Origin of the sequence: Escherichia sp. MOD1-EC6842, from assembly GCF_002965705.1 — a bacterium.
Classification (GTDB): domain Bacteria; phylum Pseudomonadota; class Gammaproteobacteria; order Enterobacterales; family Enterobacteriaceae; genus Escherichia; species Escherichia ruysiae.
This window is the reverse complement of record NZ_PTRF01000007.1, coordinates 205,213-225,195: the sequence shown is the minus strand read 5'-3', so window position 1 is coordinate 225,195 and position 19,983 is coordinate 205,213. Positions and strand designations below refer to the sequence as shown.

General features: G+C 51.2%; 15 protein-coding genes and 1 pseudogene. 11 read left to right on the top strand and 5 right to left on the bottom strand.

Annotated elements, in window-relative coordinates; translation table 11 throughout:
* Positions 1–20 precede the first annotated feature (20 nt).
* The gene (locus A7Z29_RS11375) at positions 21–944 is read right to left on the bottom strand and encodes an omptin family outer membrane protease (protein WP_000928773.1); all 924 of its coding nucleotides are present in this window, start codon (positions 942–944) and stop codon (positions 21–23) included.
* Positions 945–1,254: 310 nt separating this feature from the next.
* Complete coding sequence (gene osmC, locus A7Z29_RS11370; RefSeq protein WP_000152304.1) at positions 1,255–1,686, bottom strand: peroxiredoxin OsmC; 432 nt, start codon at positions 1,684–1,686, stop codon at positions 1,255–1,257.
* A 344-nt stretch (positions 1,687–2,030) separates the two neighbouring features.
* Between osmC and bdm the strand changes: the two genes are divergently transcribed.
* The 5 genes and pseudogenes from bdm to A7Z29_RS11340 form a co-directional block, all read left to right on the top strand.
* Complete coding sequence (gene bdm / locus A7Z29_RS11360; RefSeq protein ID WP_000495764.1) at positions 2,031–2,246, top strand: biofilm-dependent modulation protein; 216 nt, start codon at positions 2,031–2,033, stop codon at positions 2,244–2,246.
* 101 nt (positions 2,247–2,347) lie between these two features.
* The gene (gene sra / locus A7Z29_RS11355) at positions 2,348–2,485 is read left to right on the top strand and encodes a stationary-phase-induced ribosome-associated protein (protein WP_000841554.1); all 138 of its coding nucleotides are present in this window, start codon (positions 2,348–2,350) and stop codon (positions 2,483–2,485) included.
* 156 nt (positions 2,486–2,641) lie between these two features.
* Positions 2,642–4,339: a malate dehydrogenase gene (gene maeA / locus A7Z29_RS11350; RefSeq protein ID WP_000433478.1), complete on the top strand. Its 1,698-nt coding sequence runs from the start codon at positions 2,642–2,644 to the stop codon at positions 4,337–4,339.
* Between the two features lie 133 nt (positions 4,340–4,472).
* Positions 4,473–5,483 carry an alcohol dehydrogenase AdhP gene (gene adhP, locus A7Z29_RS11345; RefSeq protein ID WP_000642407.1) on the top strand — a complete coding sequence of 337 codons (1,011 nt, stop codon included), beginning with the start codon at positions 4,473–4,475 and terminating at the stop codon, positions 5,481–5,483.
* A 52-nt stretch (positions 5,484–5,535) separates the two neighbouring features.
* A pseudogene (locus A7Z29_RS11340) lies at positions 5,536–5,640 on the top strand (HigA family addiction module antitoxin); the annotation flags it as partial.
* Between the two features lie 227 nt (positions 5,641–5,867).
* Here the strand turns inward: A7Z29_RS11340 and fdnI are convergent.
* Genes fdnI through fdnG form a run of 3 tightly spaced genes read right to left on the bottom strand, consistent with a single transcriptional unit; the run spans position 5,868 to position 10,458 of the window.
* Positions 5,868–6,521, bottom strand: a complete 654-nt coding sequence (gene fdnI / locus A7Z29_RS11335; RefSeq protein WP_000045648.1) for a formate dehydrogenase-N subunit gamma — start codon at positions 6,519–6,521, stop codon at positions 5,868–5,870.
* Entirely contained in the window at positions 6,514–7,398 is an 885-nt protein-coding gene (gene fdnH, locus A7Z29_RS11330; RefSeq protein WP_001240581.1) for a formate dehydrogenase N subunit beta, read from the bottom strand. Before fdnH ends, fdnI begins: the two co-directional genes overlap by 8 nt.
* A gap of 12 nt (positions 7,399–7,410) precedes the next feature.
* A complete protein-coding gene (gene fdnG, locus A7Z29_RS11325) occupies positions 7,411–10,458 on the bottom strand; it encodes a formate dehydrogenase-N subunit alpha (protein ID WP_135522432.1) in 3,048 nt (1,015 codons plus the stop codon).
* Between the two features lie 231 nt (positions 10,459–10,689).
* On the opposite strand from fdnG, the gene yddG reads away from it, so the two are divergent.
* From yddG to narI, 6 genes are all read left to right on the top strand, one after another.
* Positions 10,690–11,571 (top strand): aromatic amino acid efflux DMT transporter YddG, encoded by an 882-nt coding sequence (gene yddG, locus A7Z29_RS11315; protein ID WP_010347315.1) that lies wholly within the window; start codon positions 10,690–10,692, stop codon positions 11,569–11,571.
* Positions 11,572–11,822: 251 nt separating this feature from the next.
* Complete coding sequence (narU, locus tag A7Z29_RS11310; RefSeq protein ID WP_105290246.1) at positions 11,823–13,211, top strand: nitrate/nitrite transporter NarU; 1,389 nt, start codon at positions 11,823–11,825, stop codon at positions 13,209–13,211.
* 109 nt (positions 13,212–13,320) lie between these two features.
* Entirely contained in the window at positions 13,321–17,061 is a 3,741-nt protein-coding gene (narZ, locus tag A7Z29_RS11305; RefSeq protein ID WP_105290245.1) for a nitrate reductase Z subunit alpha, read from the top strand.
* On the top strand, positions 17,058–18,602 hold the full coding sequence (gene narH / locus A7Z29_RS11300) for a nitrate reductase subunit beta (protein ID WP_000702538.1): 1,545 nt from the start codon (positions 17,058–17,060) through the stop codon (positions 18,600–18,602). The genes narZ and narH overlap by 4 nt, the downstream gene beginning before the upstream one ends.
* Positions 18,602–19,297, top strand: a complete 696-nt coding sequence (gene narW, locus A7Z29_RS11295; RefSeq protein WP_001166381.1) for a nitrate reductase molybdenum cofactor assembly chaperone — start codon at positions 18,602–18,604, stop codon at positions 19,295–19,297. The genes narH and narW overlap by 1 nt, the downstream gene beginning before the upstream one ends.
* A complete protein-coding gene (gene narI, locus A7Z29_RS11290) occupies positions 19,294–19,974 on the top strand; it encodes a respiratory nitrate reductase subunit gamma (RefSeq protein ID WP_000617141.1) in 681 nt (226 codons plus the stop codon). Before narW ends, narI begins: the two co-directional genes overlap by 4 nt.
* The last annotated feature ends 9 nt before the right edge of the window (positions 19,975–19,983 follow it).

The following is a 19,983-nucleotide window of genomic DNA, read 5'->3' as shown; positions in this document are numbered from 1 at the left end:
GCCATTCGCCCGACGCTATATTAAAATTTGTACTGAATGCCCGCGCCAATAATGTAATTATAGTTTTGCATCCCTGGCGAATCTTTCTCTTTTACGCTTTCACCCTTGTCTTTATAAGAAATTACTGTGTTACCAATATCATTAGAGAATCTACTCCATGATATTTCTGTGAAAATCCGCGCCTGTGAGTTAATGTTATACCCCGCATTAATAAGACCTGAATAATATTTTTGGTTGGATACTTTATCTTTAAATGTAATGTTGCGCAAATAATGCTGATCTGTTCCTTTCCCTTCTCCCCAGGCGCTATATTTAAATTGAGCAATAATATCAAAATCATGATAGACATATTTACCAGAAAGACCTAAATAAGGCGCACTGAATTTTTGTTGGTAGCCAATAACTCTTTGGTCATGAGGAATATCTCCAGTGTCGGCACCATTATCATAACTATAGTAACCTCCTTTCGCCAGCCAACTGAAACGCGTCTCCTGATAGCCTAACATAGCGCCGAGTTGGTAACTCGGATCCGTTAAAAACCAACCTGTCATATTGAGATCAAACTGATTTGCAAAATTCAACCGCGTTGCCGGGTGATGTGACCAATCGCTCCAGTGGTGCTGCCCCGGCTCCAGCCAGTCATAATCATCCATTAGCGTACCGGCAGACGCAATCGTCGTCCAGCCTTTAGCATTAAGCGTCAGCCATGAGATTGCATCCCAGGTTAGCCCCATTTTAATAATGGGGGTATTTTGAATTTTCCAGTCCAGTTGGCTAAGTTTACCGCCATCGCTATAAACAAACTCACCTGACTCACCATTCAGAAATGAAAGAGAAGCATCACCAAAAACATTGTCAGATAAGAAATTAAATTCTGAAGATGCGCTTGCATACTGACTTAGAGAAATTAAAGCAATAGCAAAAGAGACCTTTTTCATCAACATAGTTTCATCCTTATTAAACAATGTTAATTAGCTCATTAATTAAATTTAATTAATTCAAATTAATTAAATCAACTGAATCTTACAATGCCATAAATGTTTCTCACCATCAAACAGAGAACATAAATAAACAGAGTTTTACTGTTATTCTGAACGAAATAGGAGTTTACAACCTGATGCAATAATGATTGTTCGGGAACAGGCGGGAATAACGAAAAGAATGACGATGCCGTTTAAATGCGAGATTTCATTGAGATAAGCAGAAAATATTGGTGTAAATGCTTGCCGGATGACAACATCATCCGGCGAGTACTTATGCTTTCAACTGGTAATCCAGCGTAATTTCCGCTTTCAGTACCTGAGAAACCGGGCATCCGGCTTTTGCTTTCTGAATAATGCCGTCAAAGGTTGAGGCATCAATACCCGGTACGGCAACTTCACTCTTCAGTGCGATTTTGGTAATCGCGAAACCAGCATCGACTTTATCCAGCGATACATCGGCAGTGGTATCAATCGATGTTGGCGTGAATCCCGCTTCCCCCAGCATTAATGAAAGCGCCATCGAGAAACAAGCGGCATGTGCCGCGCCAATCAATTCTTCAGGGTTGGTTCCTTTTTCGCCTTCAAAACGCGTGTTAAACCCATACGGCTGTTGGTTCAGCACGCCGCTCTCGGTGGATACTGTTCCCTTCCCGCGTTTGATATCGCCTTCCCAGTGTGCCTGACCTTTCTTATGGATTGTCATTGTTGCTCTCCTGTGGGCTTAAAAAGGAAATTATAGACTACGTGAGAAACAGCACGAGGATAAGCAGGATATTCCGAATAAAATCCGGCGAAAATATTACCTCCGAACTTAAATAAAATTACCACAGCAGAAGGCGGGGAATATATGGTTTAAAAGATATTGCAGCAATATCAAGCAACGAATGCCAATAACAATAGTCATGAATATCATGCAGTTAAAATATAAAACACATCAACCAGGACTAATCTTAACAATGAAGCGGCAAATATTTGCCATGCTGAATGTGCTTTATAAATCTGCGATCCGTAGCAGACACCATAAATACACAGACACGGAGAATCACTATGTTTACTTATTATCAGGCAGAAAATTCAACAGCAGAACCCGCTCTGGTTAATGCCATTGAGCAAGGCCTTCGGGCAGAGCACGGTGTTGTCACTGAAGATGACATTCTCATGGAGCTGACCAAATGGGTGGAAGCTTCTGATAACGACATCCTCAGTGATATCTACCAGCAAACGATCAATTATGTGGTCAGTGGCCAGCACCCTATGCTTTAAGCTGCTATGCTTGATCGGCAACCTAATTTAGGGGTTTAGCACGTGTTTCTTCGCTACGGCGATGTTGTCCTTAAAACTAGCAACAGGATTGAGGAGTACAAATGAAATCGAACCGTCAGGCACGTCATATTCTTGGACTGGATCATAAAATTTCTAACCAGCGCAAAATAGTTACCGAAGGTGACAAATCCAGCGTGGTAAATAACCCAACCGGCAGAAAACGCCCCGCTGAAAAGTAATCCTTAACAATCAGTCCTCAATGACGATTAAACACCATTGCCTGCGCAATGGTGTTTTTGTTTTTATCTGCTTTATACTTGGGGTCGATGCCCTGGCGGTAAAGCAAAGACGATAAAAGCACCCCTGGGATGGATATTCAAAAAAGAGTGAGTGACATGGAACCAAAAACAAAAAAACAGCGTTCGCTTTATATTCCTTACGCTGGCCCTGTACTGCTGGAATTTCCGTTGTTGAATAAAGGCAGCGCCTTCAGCATGGAAGAACGCCGTAACTTCAACCTGCTGGGGTTACTGCCGGAGGTGGTCGAAACCATCGAAGAACAAGCGGAACGAGCATGGATCCAGTATCAGGGATTCAAAACCGAAATCGACAAACACATCTACCTGCGTAACATCCAGGACACTAACGAAACCCTCTTCTACCGTCTGGTAAACAATCATCTTGATGAGATGATGCCTGTTATTTATACCCCAACCGTCGGCGCAGCCTGTGAGCGTTTTTCTGAGATCTACCGCCGTTCACGCGGCGTGTTTATCTCTTACCAGAACCGGCACAATATGGACGATATTCTGCAAAACGTGCCGAACCATAATATTAAAGTGATTGTGGTGACGGATGGCGAACGTATCCTGGGTCTTGGTGACCAGGGCATCGGCGGGATGGGTATTCCGATCGGTAAACTGTCGCTCTATACCGCCTGTGGCGGCATCAGCCCGGCGTATACCCTTCCGGTGGTGCTGGACGTCGGCACCAACAACCAGCAACTGCTTAACGACCCGTTGTATATGGGCTGGCGTAATCCGCGCATCACTGACGATGAATACTATGAATTCGTTGACGAATTTATCCAGGCAGTGAAGCAACGCTGGCCGAACGTGTTGCTGCAGTTTGAAGACTTTGCACAAAAAAATGCGATGCCGTTGCTTAACCGCTATCGCCATGAAATTTGTTCTTTTAACGATGACATTCAGGGCACCGCAGCGGTAACGGTCGGCACACTGATCGCAGCCAGCCGCGCAGCAGGTGGTCAGTTAAGCGAGAAAAAGATTGTCTTCCTCGGCGCCGGTTCAGCGGGATGCGGCATTGCCGAAATGATTATCGCCCAGACCCAGCGCGAAGGATTAAGCGAAGAAGCGGCGCGACAGAAAGTGTTTATGGTCGATCGCTTTGGTCTGCTGACGGACAAGATGCCAAACCTGCTGCCTTTCCAGACCAAACTGGTGCAGAAACGCGAAAATCTTAGTGACTGGGATACCGACAGCGATGTGCTGTCACTGCTGGATGTGGTGCGCAATGTCAAACCAGATATTCTGATTGGCGTCTCAGGACAGACCGGGCTGTTTACGGAAGAGATCATCCGTGAGATGCATAAACACTGTCCGCGTCCGATCGTGATGCCGCTGTCTAACCCGACGTCACGCGTGGAAGCCACACCGCAGGACATTATCGCCTGGACCGAAGGTAACGCGCTGGTCGCCACCGGTAGCCCGTTTAATCCAGTGGTATGGAAAGATAAAATCTACCCTATCGCCCAGTGCAACAACGCCTTTATTTTCCCTGGCATCGGGCTGGGCGTTATTGCTTCCGGCGCGTCACGTATCACCGATGAGATGTTAATGTCGGCAAGTGAAACGCTTGCTCAGTATTCGCCGCTGGTGCTGAACGGCGAAGGTCTGGTACTGCCGGAACTGAAAGATATTCAGAAAGTCTCCCGCGCAATTGCGTTTGCGGTTGGCAAAATGGCGCAGCAGCAAGGCGTGGCGGTGAAAACGTCTGCCGAAGCTTTGCAACAAGCCATTGACGATAATTTCTGGCAAGCCGAATACCGCGACTACCGCCGTACCTCCATCTAAGCCTGCGCCCGGTAGTGAAGGCTACCGGGCAATTTCCCTCTCCCTTTTTCAGATCTCATCCATACTGGGTAGTGGCGAATAAATCTCATTTGCCTCACCTGCTATGCAGAACATCATCCGAAAAGGAGGAACTATGAAGGCTGCAGTTGTTACGAAGGATCATCATGTTGACGTTACGGATAAAACACTGCGCTCACTGAAACATGGCGAAGCCCTGCTGAAAATGGAGTGTTGTGGTGTATGTCATACCGATCTTCATGTTAAGAATGGCGATTTTGGTGACAAAACCGGCGTAATTCTGGGCCATGAAGGCATCGGTGTGGTAGCAGAAGTTGGCCCAGGTGTCACCTCATTAAAACCAGGCGATCGTGCCAGCGTAGCGTGGTTTTACGAAGGATGCGGTCATTGCGAATACTGTAACAGTGGTAACGAAACGCTCTGCCGTTCAGTTAAAAATGCCGGATACAGCGTTGATGGCGGGATGGCGGAAGAGTGCATCGTGGTCGCCGATTACGCGGTAAAAGTGCCAGATGGCCTGGATTCGGCGGCGGCCAGCAGCATTACCTGTGCGGGGGTCACCACCTACAAAGCGGTTAAACTGTCAAAAATTCGTCCCGGTCAGTGGATTGCTATCTACGGTCTTGGCGGTCTGGGTAACCTCGCCCTGCAATACGCGAAGAATGTCTTTAACGCCAAAGTGATCGCCATTGATGTCAATGATGAGCAGTTAAAACTGGCGACTGAAATGGGGGCAGATTTAGCGATTAACTCACGCACCGAAGACGCCGCCAAAATTGTGCAGGAGAAAACCGGTGGCGCTCATGCTGCGGTGGTAACAGCAGTAGCTAAAGCTGCGTTTAACTCGGCAGTTGATGCTGTCCGTGCAGGCGGTCGTGTTGTGGCTGTCGGTCTGCCGCCGGAGTCTATGAGCCTGGATATCCCACGTCTTGTGCTGGATGGTATTGAAGTGGTCGGTTCGCTGGTCGGCACGCGCCAGGATCTCACTGAAGCCTTCCAGTTTGCCGCCGAAGGCAAAGTGGTGCCCAAAGTCGCCCTGCGTCCGTTAGCGGACATCAACACCATCTTTACCGAGATGGAAGAAGGCAAAATCCGTGGCCGTATGGTGATTGATTTCCGCCGCTAAGAGGCCATTGCTGCGACTGCCAGTCCTGGTGTCGCAGCATCGCACTCTCTCCAACAGTTCGCCGCAAATGTGGCTGAATCTGCAAAACGCCTGGAGTCTGGCTGAGGCGGAAAAGACGGTGGATGTGTCGCGACTGCGCCGTCTGGTTACGCAATAAAAAATGGCACCTTATAAAGCGCCATTTAAAACTGATGACAAACGCAACATTGCCTGATGCGCTACGCTTATCAGGCCTACAAGTTCACTGCAATCTATTGGATTTGAAGGGTTTGTAGGCCGGATAAGGCGTTCACGTCGCATCCGGCATGAACAAAGCCTACGTTGTCTACAATATGAAAATGACGCCTTTTACAGCGCCATTTTCAGCTTAAAGTTCAAAAGAGATTATATCCCTTCTTCACTCTCTTTTTTTGCTTCTGCCTTCTCGATTTCACGATACCAGCGCGGATGGTGTTTCTTCGCCCAGCGACGGCTCACCTTCCCTTCGATCATCCCTTTAATCGACCCTTTCACCCAGAATGCCATATACATATGGATCAGGATGGCGTGGATCAGGATGATACCCGCTGCCGCGTGGATCAGCAGGCTATAACGGACAACCTGCATCGGGAAGTACTGCGCAAAGTACGGACGCCAGATGATCACCCCGGTCACCAGCAGCACGAAAATCATGCTCATGATTGACCAGAACATCATCTTCTGTCCGGCGTTGTACTTACCAACATCCGCCACTTTGTGCTCATTGCCTTTCAATACTTCGACAATGTTCAACAGCCACGGAATATCTTTCTTATCCGGGATGTTGTGATGCACAAAACGCACAAACATAAACATCAGCGCGACGAAAATCGCAATGCCGAAGAACGGGTGCAAAATGCGTCCCATCTGCGGCGTACCGAAGGTTTGCGTCAGCCATTGCAGCGTCGGGAAGAAGAACGAAATCCCGGACAGCGCCACCAGGAAGAAGCAAATCACCACGGTCCAGTGACAGGCGCGATCAATAAATTTGGTGCGCACAATCATTTTCGACTTACTCATGATGCTCCTCCTCGTCATCGTCCACTTCCTTATTCGGGCCAATACCGATGTAGTGGAAAATCAACCCGGCAAAAGTGGCGATAAAGCCAGCCGCTGCCAGCGGTTTCAACGCGCCTTTCCACAGGTTTACCGAGGTATCGATCTTCGGATCTTTCGGCAGACCATGATACAGCTCCGGCTGATCGGCGTGATGCAGCACGTACATAACGTGCGTACCACCGACCCCTTCCGGGTTGTAGACGCCAGCATGTTCGTAACCACGCGCTTTCAGTTTCGCCACGCGCTGTTCCGCCAGCTCCAGCATCTCCTTCTTGGTGCCGAAGTGGATAGCCCCGGTCGGACAGGTTTTCACACAAGCCGGTTCCTGGCCGACGCTGACGCGATCGACGCAGAGCGTGCATTTATATACCCGGTTATCCTCTTTGTTGAGGCGCGGAATATTAAACGGACACCCGGCAATGCAGTAACCACAGCCGATGCAGTTTTCCGACTGGAAATCGACAATCCCGTTAGCGTACTGAATGATTGCACCAGCAGACGGGCACGCCTTCAGGCAGCCCGGATCTTCACAGTGCATACAGCCATCTTTACGGATCAGCCACTCCAGCTTGCCGTTCTGTTCGGTTTCGCTAAAGCGCATCACCGTCCAGGACTTGGCGCTCAGATCGGCGGGGTTATCATAAACCCCGACGCAGTGCCCCACTTCATCACGGATGTCGTTCCACTCCGAACACGCCACCTGACAGGCTTTACAGCCGATACAGGTGGAAACGTCGATAAGTTTCGCGACTTCTGCTTTGTAATCACGCACCTGAGAAGGCGGCGTGATGGAGTTAGTTGCGGACCTTTTGATAATGTCCTGCGTTTCCATAGCCATCTGTTCGCCCCCTTACGCCTTCTCGATGTTTACTAAGAACGCTTTATATTCCGGCGTTTGCGAGTTTGCATCACCGACATTTGGCGTCAGAGTGTTAGCGATATAACCTTTACGCGCGACACCCTCAAAGCCCCAGTGGATTGGAATACCCACCGTTTCAACCTGCTGACCGTTTACATTCAGCGGTTTCAGACGGCGCGTTACCACAGCCACCGCGCGGATAAAGCCACGCTTGCTGGAGACAGTGACACGGTCACCATTGGCAATGCCTTTCGCCGCCGCCAGCGTTTCGCTGATCTCCACAAACTGTTCCGGCTGGGCGATTGCGTTGAGCAATGCGTGCTTGGTCCAGGTGTGGAAGTGCTCGGTCAGACGATAGGTCGTACCCACATACGGGAACTGCTCTTTTTTACCCATCCGCAGCGCGTCTTGTTCATACAGACGAACGACCGGGTTAGAAACCACGTTCGGATGCAGCGGGTTAGTTCCCAGCGGCGTTTCAATTGGCTCGTAGTGTTCCGGGAACGGACCTTCCGCCATTTTGTTAATGGCAAACAGGCGTCCCATCCCTTCCGGCTGCATGATAAACGGCCCGGTTGGCGTACCCGGCGCGGCATTGCCGAAGTCAGGAATATCGTTACCCGTCCACTTGCTGCCGTTCCACTGGATCAGCATCCGTTTCGGATCCCACGGTTTACCGTTGATATCCGCTGAAGCACGGTTGTACAGCACGCGACGGTTGAGCGGCCACGCCCAGGCCCATCCCAGCGTGTTCCCCAGACCGGACGGGTCGGAGTTATCACGGTTGGCCATCTGGTTGCCCTGCTCTGTCCAGCTACCGGTGTAGATCCAGCAAGAAGATGCGGTTGTACCGTCATCACGCAGATGTGCAAAGCTACTCAGCAACTGACCTTTCTTCGCAATCAGCACGCCATTGGCATCATAGAGATCTTCCAGCGCATAGCCGTTGTTCTCTTTTGCCACTTCGTCAGACTGCGGCTCGTGCGGTTGCTTGTAGTTCCAGCTCATTTTCATCAGCGGTTCTACGCCTTTACCACCTTCAGCTTTGTACAGCTCGCGCAGGTGATGGTAGATACCCGCCAGAATTTCGCCGTCGTTACGCGCTTCGCCTGGTGCGTCCTGGCCTTTCCAGTGCCACTGCAACCAGCGTCCGGAGTTGGCGATAGAACCATCTTCTTCAGCAAAGCAGGTCGAAGGCAGGCGGAATACTTCAGTCTGGATAGACGCCGGATCGACATCGTTCGACTCGCCGTGGTTCTGCCAGAAAGTAGACGTTTCAGTCACCAGCGGATCGATAACCACCATGTACTTCAGCTTACTCAGGCAGCTAACCACTTTGTTTTTGTCCGGGAAGGACGCAACCGGGTTAAAGCCCTGGCAGAAATAACCGCTGACCTTGCCTTCGTCCATCATGTTGAAATACTTGATGACGTCGTAGGTCTGGTCCCACTTCGGCAGCCAGTCGTAGCCCCAGTTGTTCTCTTTCTGCGCGGCATCGCCGTAGAAAGATTTCATCAGGCTAACGAAGAACTTCGGATAGTTGCTCCAGTAGTTCACCTGATCCGCCAGCGTCGCTTTCGGCGTGTTCGCTTCCAGATAAGACTGCAAATCAACCTGTTTTTCTGACGGCAGCGTCAGATAACCCGGCAGGCTGGTAGAGAGCAGACCTAAGTCGGTCAGCCCCTGAATGTTGGAGTGACCACGCAGTGCGTTCACGCCGCCGCCAGCCATACCCATGTTGCCGAGCAGCAACTGGATCATCGCCATAGTACGGATGTTCTGCGCACCGACGGTGTGCTGCGTCCAGCCCAGCGCGTACAGGAAGGTGGTTGTGCGATCCGGCGCGCTGGTGGAGGCCAGCACTTCACACACTTTCAGGAAGTCGGCTTTTGGCGTACCGCAGATGTTTTCCACGACGTCCGGCGTATAGCGGGAAACGTGCTCTTTTAGCAGGTTCCACACACAGCGCGGATGAGTCAGCGTGTCATCGCGTTTCGCATAGCCGTTTTCATCGAACTGATAGTTCCAGGACGATTTATCGTACTGGCGTTTTTCAGCGTCATAACCGCTGAACAGACCGTCTTCGAAAGCAAAATCATCACGCACCAGCAGGCTGGCGTTGGTGTAATGCTTAACGTATTCGGCATTGATTTTGTTGTTTTCGATCAGGTAGCGCAAAACGCCAGACAGGAACGTAATGTCCGTACCGGAACGAATAGGTGCGTAAATATCCGCCACAGAAGCGGTACGCGTAAAACGGGGATCGACAACGATCAGGGTTGCATCGTTGTTATTTTTCGCTTCCATCGCCCAGCGGAAACCGACGGGATGCGCTTCAGCAGCGTTACCGCCCATCACCATCACGACGTTAGCGTTTTTGATATCCACCCAGTGGTTGGTCATCGCACCGCGACCAAATGTTGGAGCAAGACTTGCTACCGTTGGTCCGTGTCAGACGCGCGCCTGGTTGTCTACCGCCAGCATCCCGAGGGAGCGGGCAAATTTTTGGGTCAGCATCCCGGTTTCGTTGCTGGCGCCGGAGGCACACAGCATACCGGTAGAAAGCCAACGGTTTACCGTTACGCCCTGCTCATTCTTTTCAATAAAGTTGGCGTCACGGTCAGCTTTCATCAGCTTCGCAATACGGGAGAATGCTTCTTCCCAGCTAATGCGCTGCCATTTGTCAGAACCAGGCGCACGATATTCCGGGTAACGCAGACGGTTTTCGCTGTTGACGTAATCCAGCAAACCGGCTCCTTTCGGGCACAGCGCACCACGACTTACCGGATGATCCGGGTCACCTTCAATGTGATAAATCGCTTCTCTGGCGTTTTTCGCGCCATCACCCAGGCTATACATCAATAGCCCGCAACCTACGGAACAGTATGTGCAGGTGTTACGGATCTCTTTAGCGCGTAATAATTTGTAGTTTCGCGCCTGAGCCAGTGCTTGCTTCGGGGCAAAGCCCAATGCCGCTACCGTTGTTCCAGCCATACCGCCCGCGCAGATTTTAAAAAATTGTCTGCGACTGACGTCCATTGCTTTCCTCTTTTTTCAGGGGTATTACTGCGCGAGGAAACTAACAGTAAAATTCTGAATCTTTTTGCGCGAAATCAAAAAGAACACGTGTTTGCCACAAAATAATCCGCCTGCGCAAATTGACCTACCTCAATGGCGGTAGAAAAACACACCACTGCCTGACAGGCCGGTTAAAAAAATGCTATAAATTTCAGCTTAATTTTTAACGGCAAGAGAGACTAAACAACGCGCATGACACGACAAAAAGCAACGCTCATAGGGCTAATCGCGATCGTCCTGTGGAGCACCATGGTGGGGTTAATTCGCGGCGTCAGCGAGGGGCTCGGCCCGGTCGGTGGTGCGGCGGCGATCTATTCATTAAGCGGGCTGCTGTTAATCTTCACCGTTGGGTTCCCGCGTATCCGGCAGATCCCGAAAGGCTATTTACTTGCTGGCAGCGTATTGTTCGTGAGTTATGAAATCTGCCTCGCGCTTTCCTTAGGTTATGCTGCTACCCGTCATCAGGCGATAGAAGTAGGCATGGTGAACTATTTATGGCCCAGCCTGACGATACTTTTCGCCATTCTTTTTAATGGTCAGAAAACAAACTGGCTGATTATTCCCGGATTGCTTTTAGCTTTGATGGGTGTCTGTTGGGTATTAGGCGGCGACAACGGGCTACAATATGATGAAATCATCAATAATATTACCACCAGTCCATTAAGTTATTTTTTGGCGTTTATTGGTGCGTTTATCTGGGCAGCTTATTGCACAGTCACGAATAAATATGCCCGTGGATTTAACGGCATTACTGTTTTTGTTCTTCTGACGGGGGCAAGTCTATGGATTTACTATTTTATAACGCCACAACCAGAGATGGTTTTTAGCTTTCCTGTCATCGTTAAACTCATATCTGCGGCATTTACTTTAGGATTTGCTTACGCCGCCTGGAATGTCGGTATTTTACATGGCAACGTAACGATTATGGCGGTTGGTTCTTATTTTACGCCTGTACTTTCTTCTGCTCTGGCTGCCGTGCTACTCAACGCACCGCTATCGTTCTCATTCTGGCAAGGCGCACTCATGGTCTGTGGCGGCTCTCTGCTCTGTTGGCTGGCGACACGTCACCGATAAGTTTCATGCTGCAACAAAGTTCGTTCAGGGTATGCGGATTGAAATATTAGTGAAGGCAATGATATATCTTTGTTACATTCAGTAACACATAACCCTTCAGATAATCCGCATTCTCACCGCGCGGCTGCGCTTTCTTATCTATTCTTTCAGTCAGTATCTCACCTGATTCTCTTAATTCTAAAAGTGGGTCATCGCGCCCAACGTCCTGTCTTTCTTTTTTTCATTACCAACGTGTGCATGTGAGGAAGAATATGGCACTGCAAAATGAGAAAAGTAATCGTTATCTTTTGCGCGACTGGAAGCCAGAAAATCCGGCCTTCTGGGAAAATAAAGGAAAACATATAGCACGAAGAAATCTCTGGATATCAGTCAGTTGTTTACTTCTTGCATTCTGTGTCTGGATGTTATTTAGCGCAGTCACCGTTAATCTCAATAAAATTGGCTTTAATTTTACGACCGATCAGCTTTTTTTATTAACCGCATTACCCTCCGTTTCTGGCGCATTATTACGTGTCCCCTACTCCTTTATGGTGCCTATATTTGGTGGGCGTCGCTGGACTGTTTTTAGTACCGCGATCCTGATTATTCCCTGCGTCTGGCTCGGTATTGCCGTACAAAATCCCCATACTCCTTTTGGAATATTTATTGTTATTGCCTTGCTGTGTGGTTTCGCTGGCGCGAATTTTGCCTCCAGTATGGGCAATATCAGTTTTTTCTTCCCGAAAGCAAAACAAGGTAGCGCATTAGGGATTAATGGCGGATTAGGCAATTTAGGCGTCAGCGTGATGCAACTGGTTGCGCCACTGGTGATTTTTGTTCCGGTATTTGCCTTTCTCGGTGTTAATGGCGTACCACAGGCCGATGGCTCGTTGATGTCGCTGGCGAACGCCGCATGGATTTGGGTGCCACTGCTGGCGATTGCCACTATCGCCGCCTGGTTTGGGATGAACGATATCGCCAGTTCACGCGCGTCAATTGCCGACCAGTTGCCCGTTTTACAACGTCTGCATCTCTGGCTGTTGAGTCTGCTCTATCTCGCCACCTTCGGTTCGTTTATCGGTTTTTCCGCTGGTTTTGCCATGCTGGCGAAAACTCAGTTCCCGGATGTGAATATACTGCAACTGGCGTTCTTTGGGCCGTTTATCGGCGCGATTGCCCGGTCAGTTGGCGGTGCTATCTCCGATAAATTTGGCGGCGTGCGGGTGACGCTTATCAACTTTATTTTTATGGCGCTTTTCAGTGCCCTGTTGTTCCTCACTCTGCCTGGTACAGGTTCCGGCAATTTCATCGCATTTTTCGTCGTGTTTATGGGGTTGTTCCTGACAGCGGGTCTGGGTAGTGGCTCCACCTTCCAGATGATTGCTGTCATCTTCCGCCAGATAACCATTTATCGCGTCAAGATGAAAGGTGGCAGCGATGATGAAGCGCAGCGAGAAGCGATCACCGAAACGGCGGCGGCGCTGGGCTTTATCTCAGCCATTGGCGCAGTTGGCGGCTTTTTTATTCCGCAGGCGTTTGGCATGTCGCTGAATATGACAGGCTCTCCGGTGGGCGCGATGAAAGTGTTTTTAATCTTTTACATCATCTGTGTACTGCTGACCTGGCTGGTCTATGGTCGGCGGAAGTTTAGCCAAAAATAAGAGATCGATGCCTGATGCGACGTGTCGCACCCGTAGGTCGGATAAGGCGTTTATGCCGCATCTGACAAGGCATCAGATCCCAAATCATTCCTGGAGCAGGAGTCATGTCATGAGTAAACTTTTGGATCGCTTTCGCTACTTCAAACAAAAGGGCGAAACTTTTGCCGATGGTCACGGACAGGTGATGCATAGCAACCGCGACTGGGAGGACAGCTATCGCCAGCGTTGGCAGTTCGACAAAATCGTGCGTTCCACCCACGGCGTTAACTGTACCGGCTCCTGTAGCTGGAAAATCTACGTTAAAAACGGCCTGGTGACCTGGGAAATTCAGCAGACCGACTACCCACGCACTCGCCCTGACCTGCCCAATCATGAACCACGCGGCTGCCCGCGTGGCGCAAGTTACTCCTGGTATCTCTACAGTGCAAACCGTCTGAAATACCCGCTAATTCGTAAACGGCTGATTGAACTGTGGCGCGAAGCACTTAAACAACACAGCGATCCGGTACTGGCGTGGGCATCAATTATGAATGACCCGCAAAAGTGCCTGAGCTACAAGCAGGTACGCGGGCGCGGTGGGTTTATCCGCTCCAACTGGCAGGAACTGAATCAACTGATTGCTGCCGCTAATGTCTGGACCATCAAAACTTACGGCCCTGATCGCGTTGCCGGTTTCTCGCCGATCCCGGCGATGTCGATGGTTTCTTACGCCGCCGGAACACGCTATCTGTCACTGCTAGGCGGCACCTGCTTAAGTTTCTATGACTGGTATTGCGACCTGCCGCCCGCCTCGCCGATGACCTGGGGCGAACAAACCGACGTACCGGAATCCGCCGACTGGTATAACTCCAGCTACATCATCGCATGGGGGTCTAACGTACCGCAGACGCGCACGCCAGACGCTCACTTCTTTACCGAAGTGCGCTACAAAGGCACCAAAACTATCGCCATTACCCCGGACTACTCCGAAGTAGCAAAACTGTGCGACCAGTGGCTGGCGCCAAAGCAAGGCACCGATAGCGCGCTGGCAATGGCGATGGGCCATGTGATCTTAAAAGAGTTCCACCTCGATAACCCCAGCGACTACTTTATCAACTACTGCCGTCGCTACAGCGATATGCCGATGCTGGTAATGCTGGAACCGCGCGACGATGGCAGCTACGTTCCCGGACGGATGATACGGGCATCCGATCTGGTTGACGGGCTGGGCGAAAACAACAATCCGCAGTGGAAAACCGTGGCGTTTAATACCGCTGGAGAACTGGTGGTGCCGAACGGTTCGATTGGTTTTCGCTGGGGAGAAAAAGGCAAATGGAATCTGGAATCCATTGCCGCAGGTTCAGAAACCGAATTGTCGTTAACCCTGCTCGGTCAACACGACGCTGTTGCTGGCGTGGCTTTTCCCTACTTTGGCGGCATTGAAAACCCGCATTTTCGCAGCGTAAAACACGATCCGATTCTGGTACGCCAGCTTCCGGTGAAAAATCTGACGCTCGCCGATGGCAGTGTCTGTCCGGTGGTCAGCGTTTATGATCTGGTACTGGCGAATTACGGTCTTGATCGCGGGCTGGAAGACGAAAACAGCGCGAAAGATTACGCTGAAATCAAAACCTACACGCCGGCATGGGGCGAGCAAATTACCGGCGTGCCGCGCCAGTATATTGAAACCATCGCCCGTGAATTTGCCGATACCGCCCATAAAACCCACGGACGTTCGATGATTATCCTCGGTGCTGGTGTTAACCACTGGTATCACATGGATATGAACTATCGGGGAATGATCAATATGTTGATCTTCTGCGGTTGTGTTGGGCAAAGCGGCGGGGGCTGGGCACACTATGTCGGTCAGGAAAAACTGCGTCCGCAAACCGGTTGGTTACCACTGGCCTTTGCGCTTGACTGGAACCGCCCACCGCGCCAGATGAACAGCACCTCATTTTTTTACAATCACTCAAGCCAGTGGCGCTATGAAAAAGTCACCGCTCAGGAATTGCTCTCACCGCTCGCCGATGCCAGTAAATACAGCGGTCATCTGATTGATTTCAACGTTCGCGCCGAACGCATGGGCTGGCTACCTTCTGCGCCGCAGTTGGGGCGTAATCCGCTCACGTTGAAAGCTGAAGCCGACAAGGCCGGATTATCACCCACTGAATTTACCGCTCAGGCGCTGAAATCGGGTGATTTGCGTATGGCCTGCGAGCAGCCAGATAACGGCAGCAATCATCCGCGTAACCTGTTTGTCTGGCGTTCTAACCTGCTTGGCTCCTCCGGCAAAGGCCATGAGTATATGCAGAAATATCTGCTGGGTACGGAAAGCGGTATTCAGGGGGAAGAACTTGGGCTGACGGAGGGAATTCAACCGGAAGAAGTCGAGTGGCAAACCGCCGCGATAGAGGGCAAGCTCGACCTGCTGGTGACGCTCGACTTCCGCATGTCCAGCACTTGTTTATTCTCCGATATCGTCCTGCCTACCGCGACCTGGTACGAAAAAGACGATATGAATACCTCGGATATGCATCCGTTTATTCATCCACTTTCAGCGGCGGTCGATCCGGCGTGGGAGTCACGCAGCGACTGGGAAATCTACAAAGGTATCGCCAAAGCATTCTCGCAAGTCTGCGTGGGACATCTTGGCAAAGAAACAGATATTGTACTGCAACCGTTATTGCACGACTCTCCGGCAGAACTCTCCCAACCGTGTGAAGTGCTCGACTGGCGCAAAGGCGAATGCGACCTAATCCCAGGTAAGACCGCGCCGAATATTGTGGCGGTGGAGCGCGACTACCCTGCTACCTATGAACGTTTTACCTCGCTGGGGCCGTTGATGGACAAACTTGGCAACGGCGGTAAAGGGATTTCGTGGAATACCCAGGATGAAATCGATTTCCTCGGCAAACTCAATTACACCAAACGCGATGGCCCGGCACAGGGGCGTCCGCTGATTGACACCGCTATTGATGCATCAGAGGTCATTCTGGCGCTGGCACCGGAAACCAACGGCCATGTAGCGGTAAAAGCCTGGCAGGCGCTGGGCGAGATCACCGGGCGTGAACATACTCATCTGGCGCTACACAAAGAGGATGAGAAGATTCGCTTTCGCGATATTCAGGCGCAACCACGTAAAATCATTTCCAGCCCCACCTGGTCCGGTCTGGAAAGCGATCACGTCTCCTATAACGCGGGATACACCAACGTTCACGAGTTAATTCCGTGGCGCACGCTGTCGGGACGCCAGCAGCTCTATCAGGATCATCCCTGGATGCGCGCCTTTGGTGAAAGCCTGGTGGCTTATCGCCCGCCTATCGACACCCGCAGTGTCAGTGACATGCGTCAGATCCCGCCAAACGGCTTCCCGGAAAAAGCACTTAACTTCCTGACGCCGCACCAGAAATGGGGCATTCACTCTACCTACAGTGAAAACCTGCTAATGCTGACGCTCTCGCGCGGCGGGCCGATTGTCTGGATCAGCGAAACCGATGCCCGCGAACTGACCATTGTTGATAACGACTGGGTGGAAGTGTTTAACGCCAACGGTGCGCTGACGGCTCGTGCGGTAGTCAGTCAGCGAGTGCCGCCGGGCATGACCATGATGTATCACGCTCAGGAACGCATTATGAATATCCCCGGTTCAGAAGTGACCGGAATGCGCGGCGGTATTCACAACTCAGTCACCCGCGTTTGCCCGAAACCGACGCATATGATTGGCGGTTACGCGCAACTGGCCTGGGGCTTTAACTACTACGGCACCGTCGGCTCGAACCGCGATGAGTTCATCATGATCCGTAAGATGAAAAACGTTAACTGGCTGGACGATGAAGGTCGCGATCAGGTACAGGAGGCGAAAAAATGAAAATACGTTCGCAAGTCGGCATGGTGCTTAACCTCGATAAATGTATCGGCTGCCACACCTGTTCGGTGACCTGTAAAAACGTCTGGACCGGGCGCGAAGGCATGGAGTACGCATGGTTTAACAACGTCGAAACCAAACCGGGCATTGGTTATCCGAAAAACTGGGAAGATCAGGAAGAGTGGCAAGGCGGCTGGGTACGTGATGTGAATGGCAAGATCCGCCCTCGCCTGGGCAGCAAGATGGGCGTAATAACTAAAATCTTCGCCAACCCGGTGATACCGCAGATTGACGACTACTACGAACCTTTCACCTTCGACTACGAACATTTGCATAGCGCGCCGGAAGGTAAACACATTCCCACTGCCCGCCCACGTTCGCTGATTGACGGCAAACGGATGGACAAAGTGATCTGGGGGCCAAACTGGGAAGAATTGCTGGGCGGCGAGTTTGAAAAACGCGCCCGCGACCGCAACTTCGAAGCCATGCAAAAGGAGATGTACGGTCAGTTTGAAAACACTTTCATGATGTACCTGCCGCGCCTTTGCGAACACTGCCTCAACCCAAGCTGCGTGGCGACCTGCCCCAGCGGCGCTATCTACAAACGCGAAGAAGACGGCATTGTGCTGATCGATCAGGATAAATGTCGTGGCTGGCGCTTGTGCATTAGCGGTTGTCCGTACAAAAAAATCTACTTCAACTGGAAAAGCGGCAAGTCGGAAAAATGCATCTTCTGTTATCCGCGAATTGAGTCCGGTCAGCCCACGGTCTGCTCCGAAACCTGCGTGGGGCGCATTCGTTATCTTGGTGTACTGCTCTACGACGCCGACCGCATCGAGGAAGCGGCGAGCACCGAGCGCGAAGTTGATCTCTATGAACGCCAGTGCGAAGTGTTCCTCGATCCGCACGATCCATCAGTGATCGAAGAAGCCCTGAAACAAGGTATCCCGCAAAACGTGATTGAGGCAGCCCAGCGTTCACCGGTTTACAAAATGGCAATGGACTGGAAACTGGCGCTACCGTTGCACCCGGAATATCGCACCCTGCCGATGGTCTGGTACGTGCCGCCGCTGTCGCCGATTCAGTCTTACGCCGACGCGGGCGGACTGCCCAAAAGCGAAGGCGTACTTCCCGCCATCGAAAGCCTGCGTATTCCGGTGCAATACCTCGCCAATATGTTGAGTGCGGGCGATACCGGCCCTGTACTGCGGGCGCTGAAACGGATGATGGCAATGCGCCACTATATGCGTTCGCAAACCGTAGAAGGTGTAACTGATACCCGCGCGATCGACGAAGTCGGGCTGAGCGTCGCCCAGGTGGAAGATATGTATCGCTATCTCGCTATCGCCAACTATGAAGATCGGTTTGTCATTCCGACCAGTCATCGGGAAATGGCGGGCGACGCCTTCGGTGAACGCAACGGCTGCGGCTTTACTTTTGGCGACGGTTGCCACGGCTCTGATACTAAATTCAATCTGTTCAACAGTAGCCGAATCGATGCCATCGACATTACCGAAGTACGCAATAAAGCGGAGGGCGAATAATGCAAATCCTCAAAGTGATCGGCTTGTTGATGGAGTATCCGGACGAGCTGCTATGGGAGAACAAAGACGACGCGCTGGCGCTGATTCGCCACGACGCGCCGATGCTCACCGATTTCACCTGCGACCTGCTTAATGCGCCGCTGTTGGATAAACAGGCTGAATGGTGTGAAGTGTTTGACCGTGGACGCACCACTTCGCTGCTGCTATTTGAACATGTTCATGCCGAGTCACGCGATCGCGGTCAGGCAATGGTGGATCTGCTGGCGGAGTATGAAAAAGTCGGCCTGCAACTAAATTGTCGCGAGTTGCCTGATTATCTGCCTTTGTATCTGGAGTATTTAAGTGTGCTACCCGACACCCAGGCTAAAGAAGGTTTGCTCAACGTTGCGCCAATCCTCGCCCTGCTCGGCGGGCGCTTAAAACAACGTGAGGCGCCATGGTATCCGTTGTTTGACGCCCTGCTGCATCTGGCGGGAAGTACACTCTCAAGTGACAGTGTCACAAAACAGATACGCAGCGAGGAGCGCGACGACACCCGTCAGGCACTGGATGCGGTGTGGGAAGAGGAACAGGTGAAGTTTATTGAAGATAACGCCACGGCGTGTGACAGCTCGCCGCTTAATCAATATCAGCGACGCTTTAGTCAGGATGTCGCACCGCAGTATGTGGACATCAGTGCGGGAGGTGGGAAATGATTCAGTATCTGAACGTCTTTTTTTACGATATCTACCCGTACTTGTGTGGCACGGTTTTTATCCTCGGAAGCTGGTTGCGCTACGATTACGGGCAGTACACCTGGCGTGCCTCCTCAAGCCAGATGTTGGATAAACGCGGAATGGTGCTGTGGTCGAACTTGTTCCATATCGGTATTCTGGGGATCTTCTTCGGTCATCTGTTCGGCATGTTAACGCCGCACTGGATGTACGCGTGGTTCCTTCCGGTGGCGGTAAAACAGCAGATGGCGATGATCCTCGGCGGTATTTGCGGGGTGTTGACGCTGATTGGCGGTGCGGGGCTGCTGGTGCGTCGTTTAACAAATCCGCGTATCAGGGCGACGTCTTCTGGTGCGGATATCCTGATCCTCGCCATTTTGTTAATTCAGTGCATTCTTGGGTTAACCACCATTCCCTTTTCAGCACAACATCCGGACGGCAGTGAAATGATGAAGCTGGTGGGATGGGCGCAAAGCATCGTCACTTTCCAGGGCGGCGCATCGACGCATCTTGATGGCGTAGCTTATATCTTCCGCGTTCATCTGGTGTTGGGAATGACCATCTTCCTGCTCTTCCCGTTCACCCGACTGGTGCATGTATGGAGCGCACCGTTTGAGTACTTTACCCGCAGGTATCAGATTGTGCGCTCACGGCGATAATTCTCATGC

Bases quoted from the DNA above. Each gene is read 5' to 3' on its own strand.
- narU (WP_105290246.1), top strand. From the start codon at position 11,823: ATGGCACTGCAAAATGAGAAAAGTAATCGTTATCTTTTGCGCGACTGG.
- fdnI (WP_000045648.1), bottom strand. From the start codon at position 6,521: ATGAGTAAGTCGAAAATGATTGTGCGCACCAAATTTATTGATCGCGCC.
- narH (WP_000702538.1), top strand. From the start codon at position 17,058: ATGAAAATACGTTCGCAAGTCGGCATGGTGCTTAACCTCGATAAATGT.
- yddG (WP_010347315.1), top strand. From the start codon at position 10,690: ATGACACGACAAAAAGCAACGCTCATAGGGCTAATCGCGATCGTCCTG.
- fdnH (WP_001240581.1), bottom strand. From the start codon at position 7,398: ATGGCTATGGAAACGCAGGACATTATCAAAAGGTCCGCAACTAACTCC.
- adhP (WP_000642407.1), top strand. From the start codon at position 4,473: ATGAAGGCTGCAGTTGTTACGAAGGATCATCATGTTGACGTTACGGAT.
- narZ (WP_105290245.1), top strand. From the start codon at position 13,321: ATGAGTAAACTTTTGGATCGCTTTCGCTACTTCAAACAAAAGGGCGAA.
- A7Z29_RS11375 (WP_000928773.1), bottom strand. From the start codon at position 944: ATGTTGATGAAAAAGGTCTCTTTTGCTATTGCTTTAATTTCTCTAAGT.
- osmC (WP_000152304.1), bottom strand. From the start codon at position 1,686: ATGACAATCCATAAGAAAGGTCAGGCACACTGGGAAGGCGATATCAAA.
- sra (WP_000841554.1), top strand. From the start codon at position 2,348: ATGAAATCGAACCGTCAGGCACGTCATATTCTTGGACTGGATCATAAA.
- narW (WP_001166381.1), top strand. From the start codon at position 18,602: ATGCAAATCCTCAAAGTGATCGGCTTGTTGATGGAGTATCCGGACGAG.
- maeA (WP_000433478.1), top strand. From the start codon at position 2,642: ATGGAACCAAAAACAAAAAAACAGCGTTCGCTTTATATTCCTTACGCT.
- narI (WP_000617141.1), top strand. From the start codon at position 19,294: ATGATTCAGTATCTGAACGTCTTTTTTTACGATATCTACCCGTACTTG.
- bdm (WP_000495764.1), top strand. From the start codon at position 2,031: ATGTTTACTTATTATCAGGCAGAAAATTCAACAGCAGAACCCGCTCTG.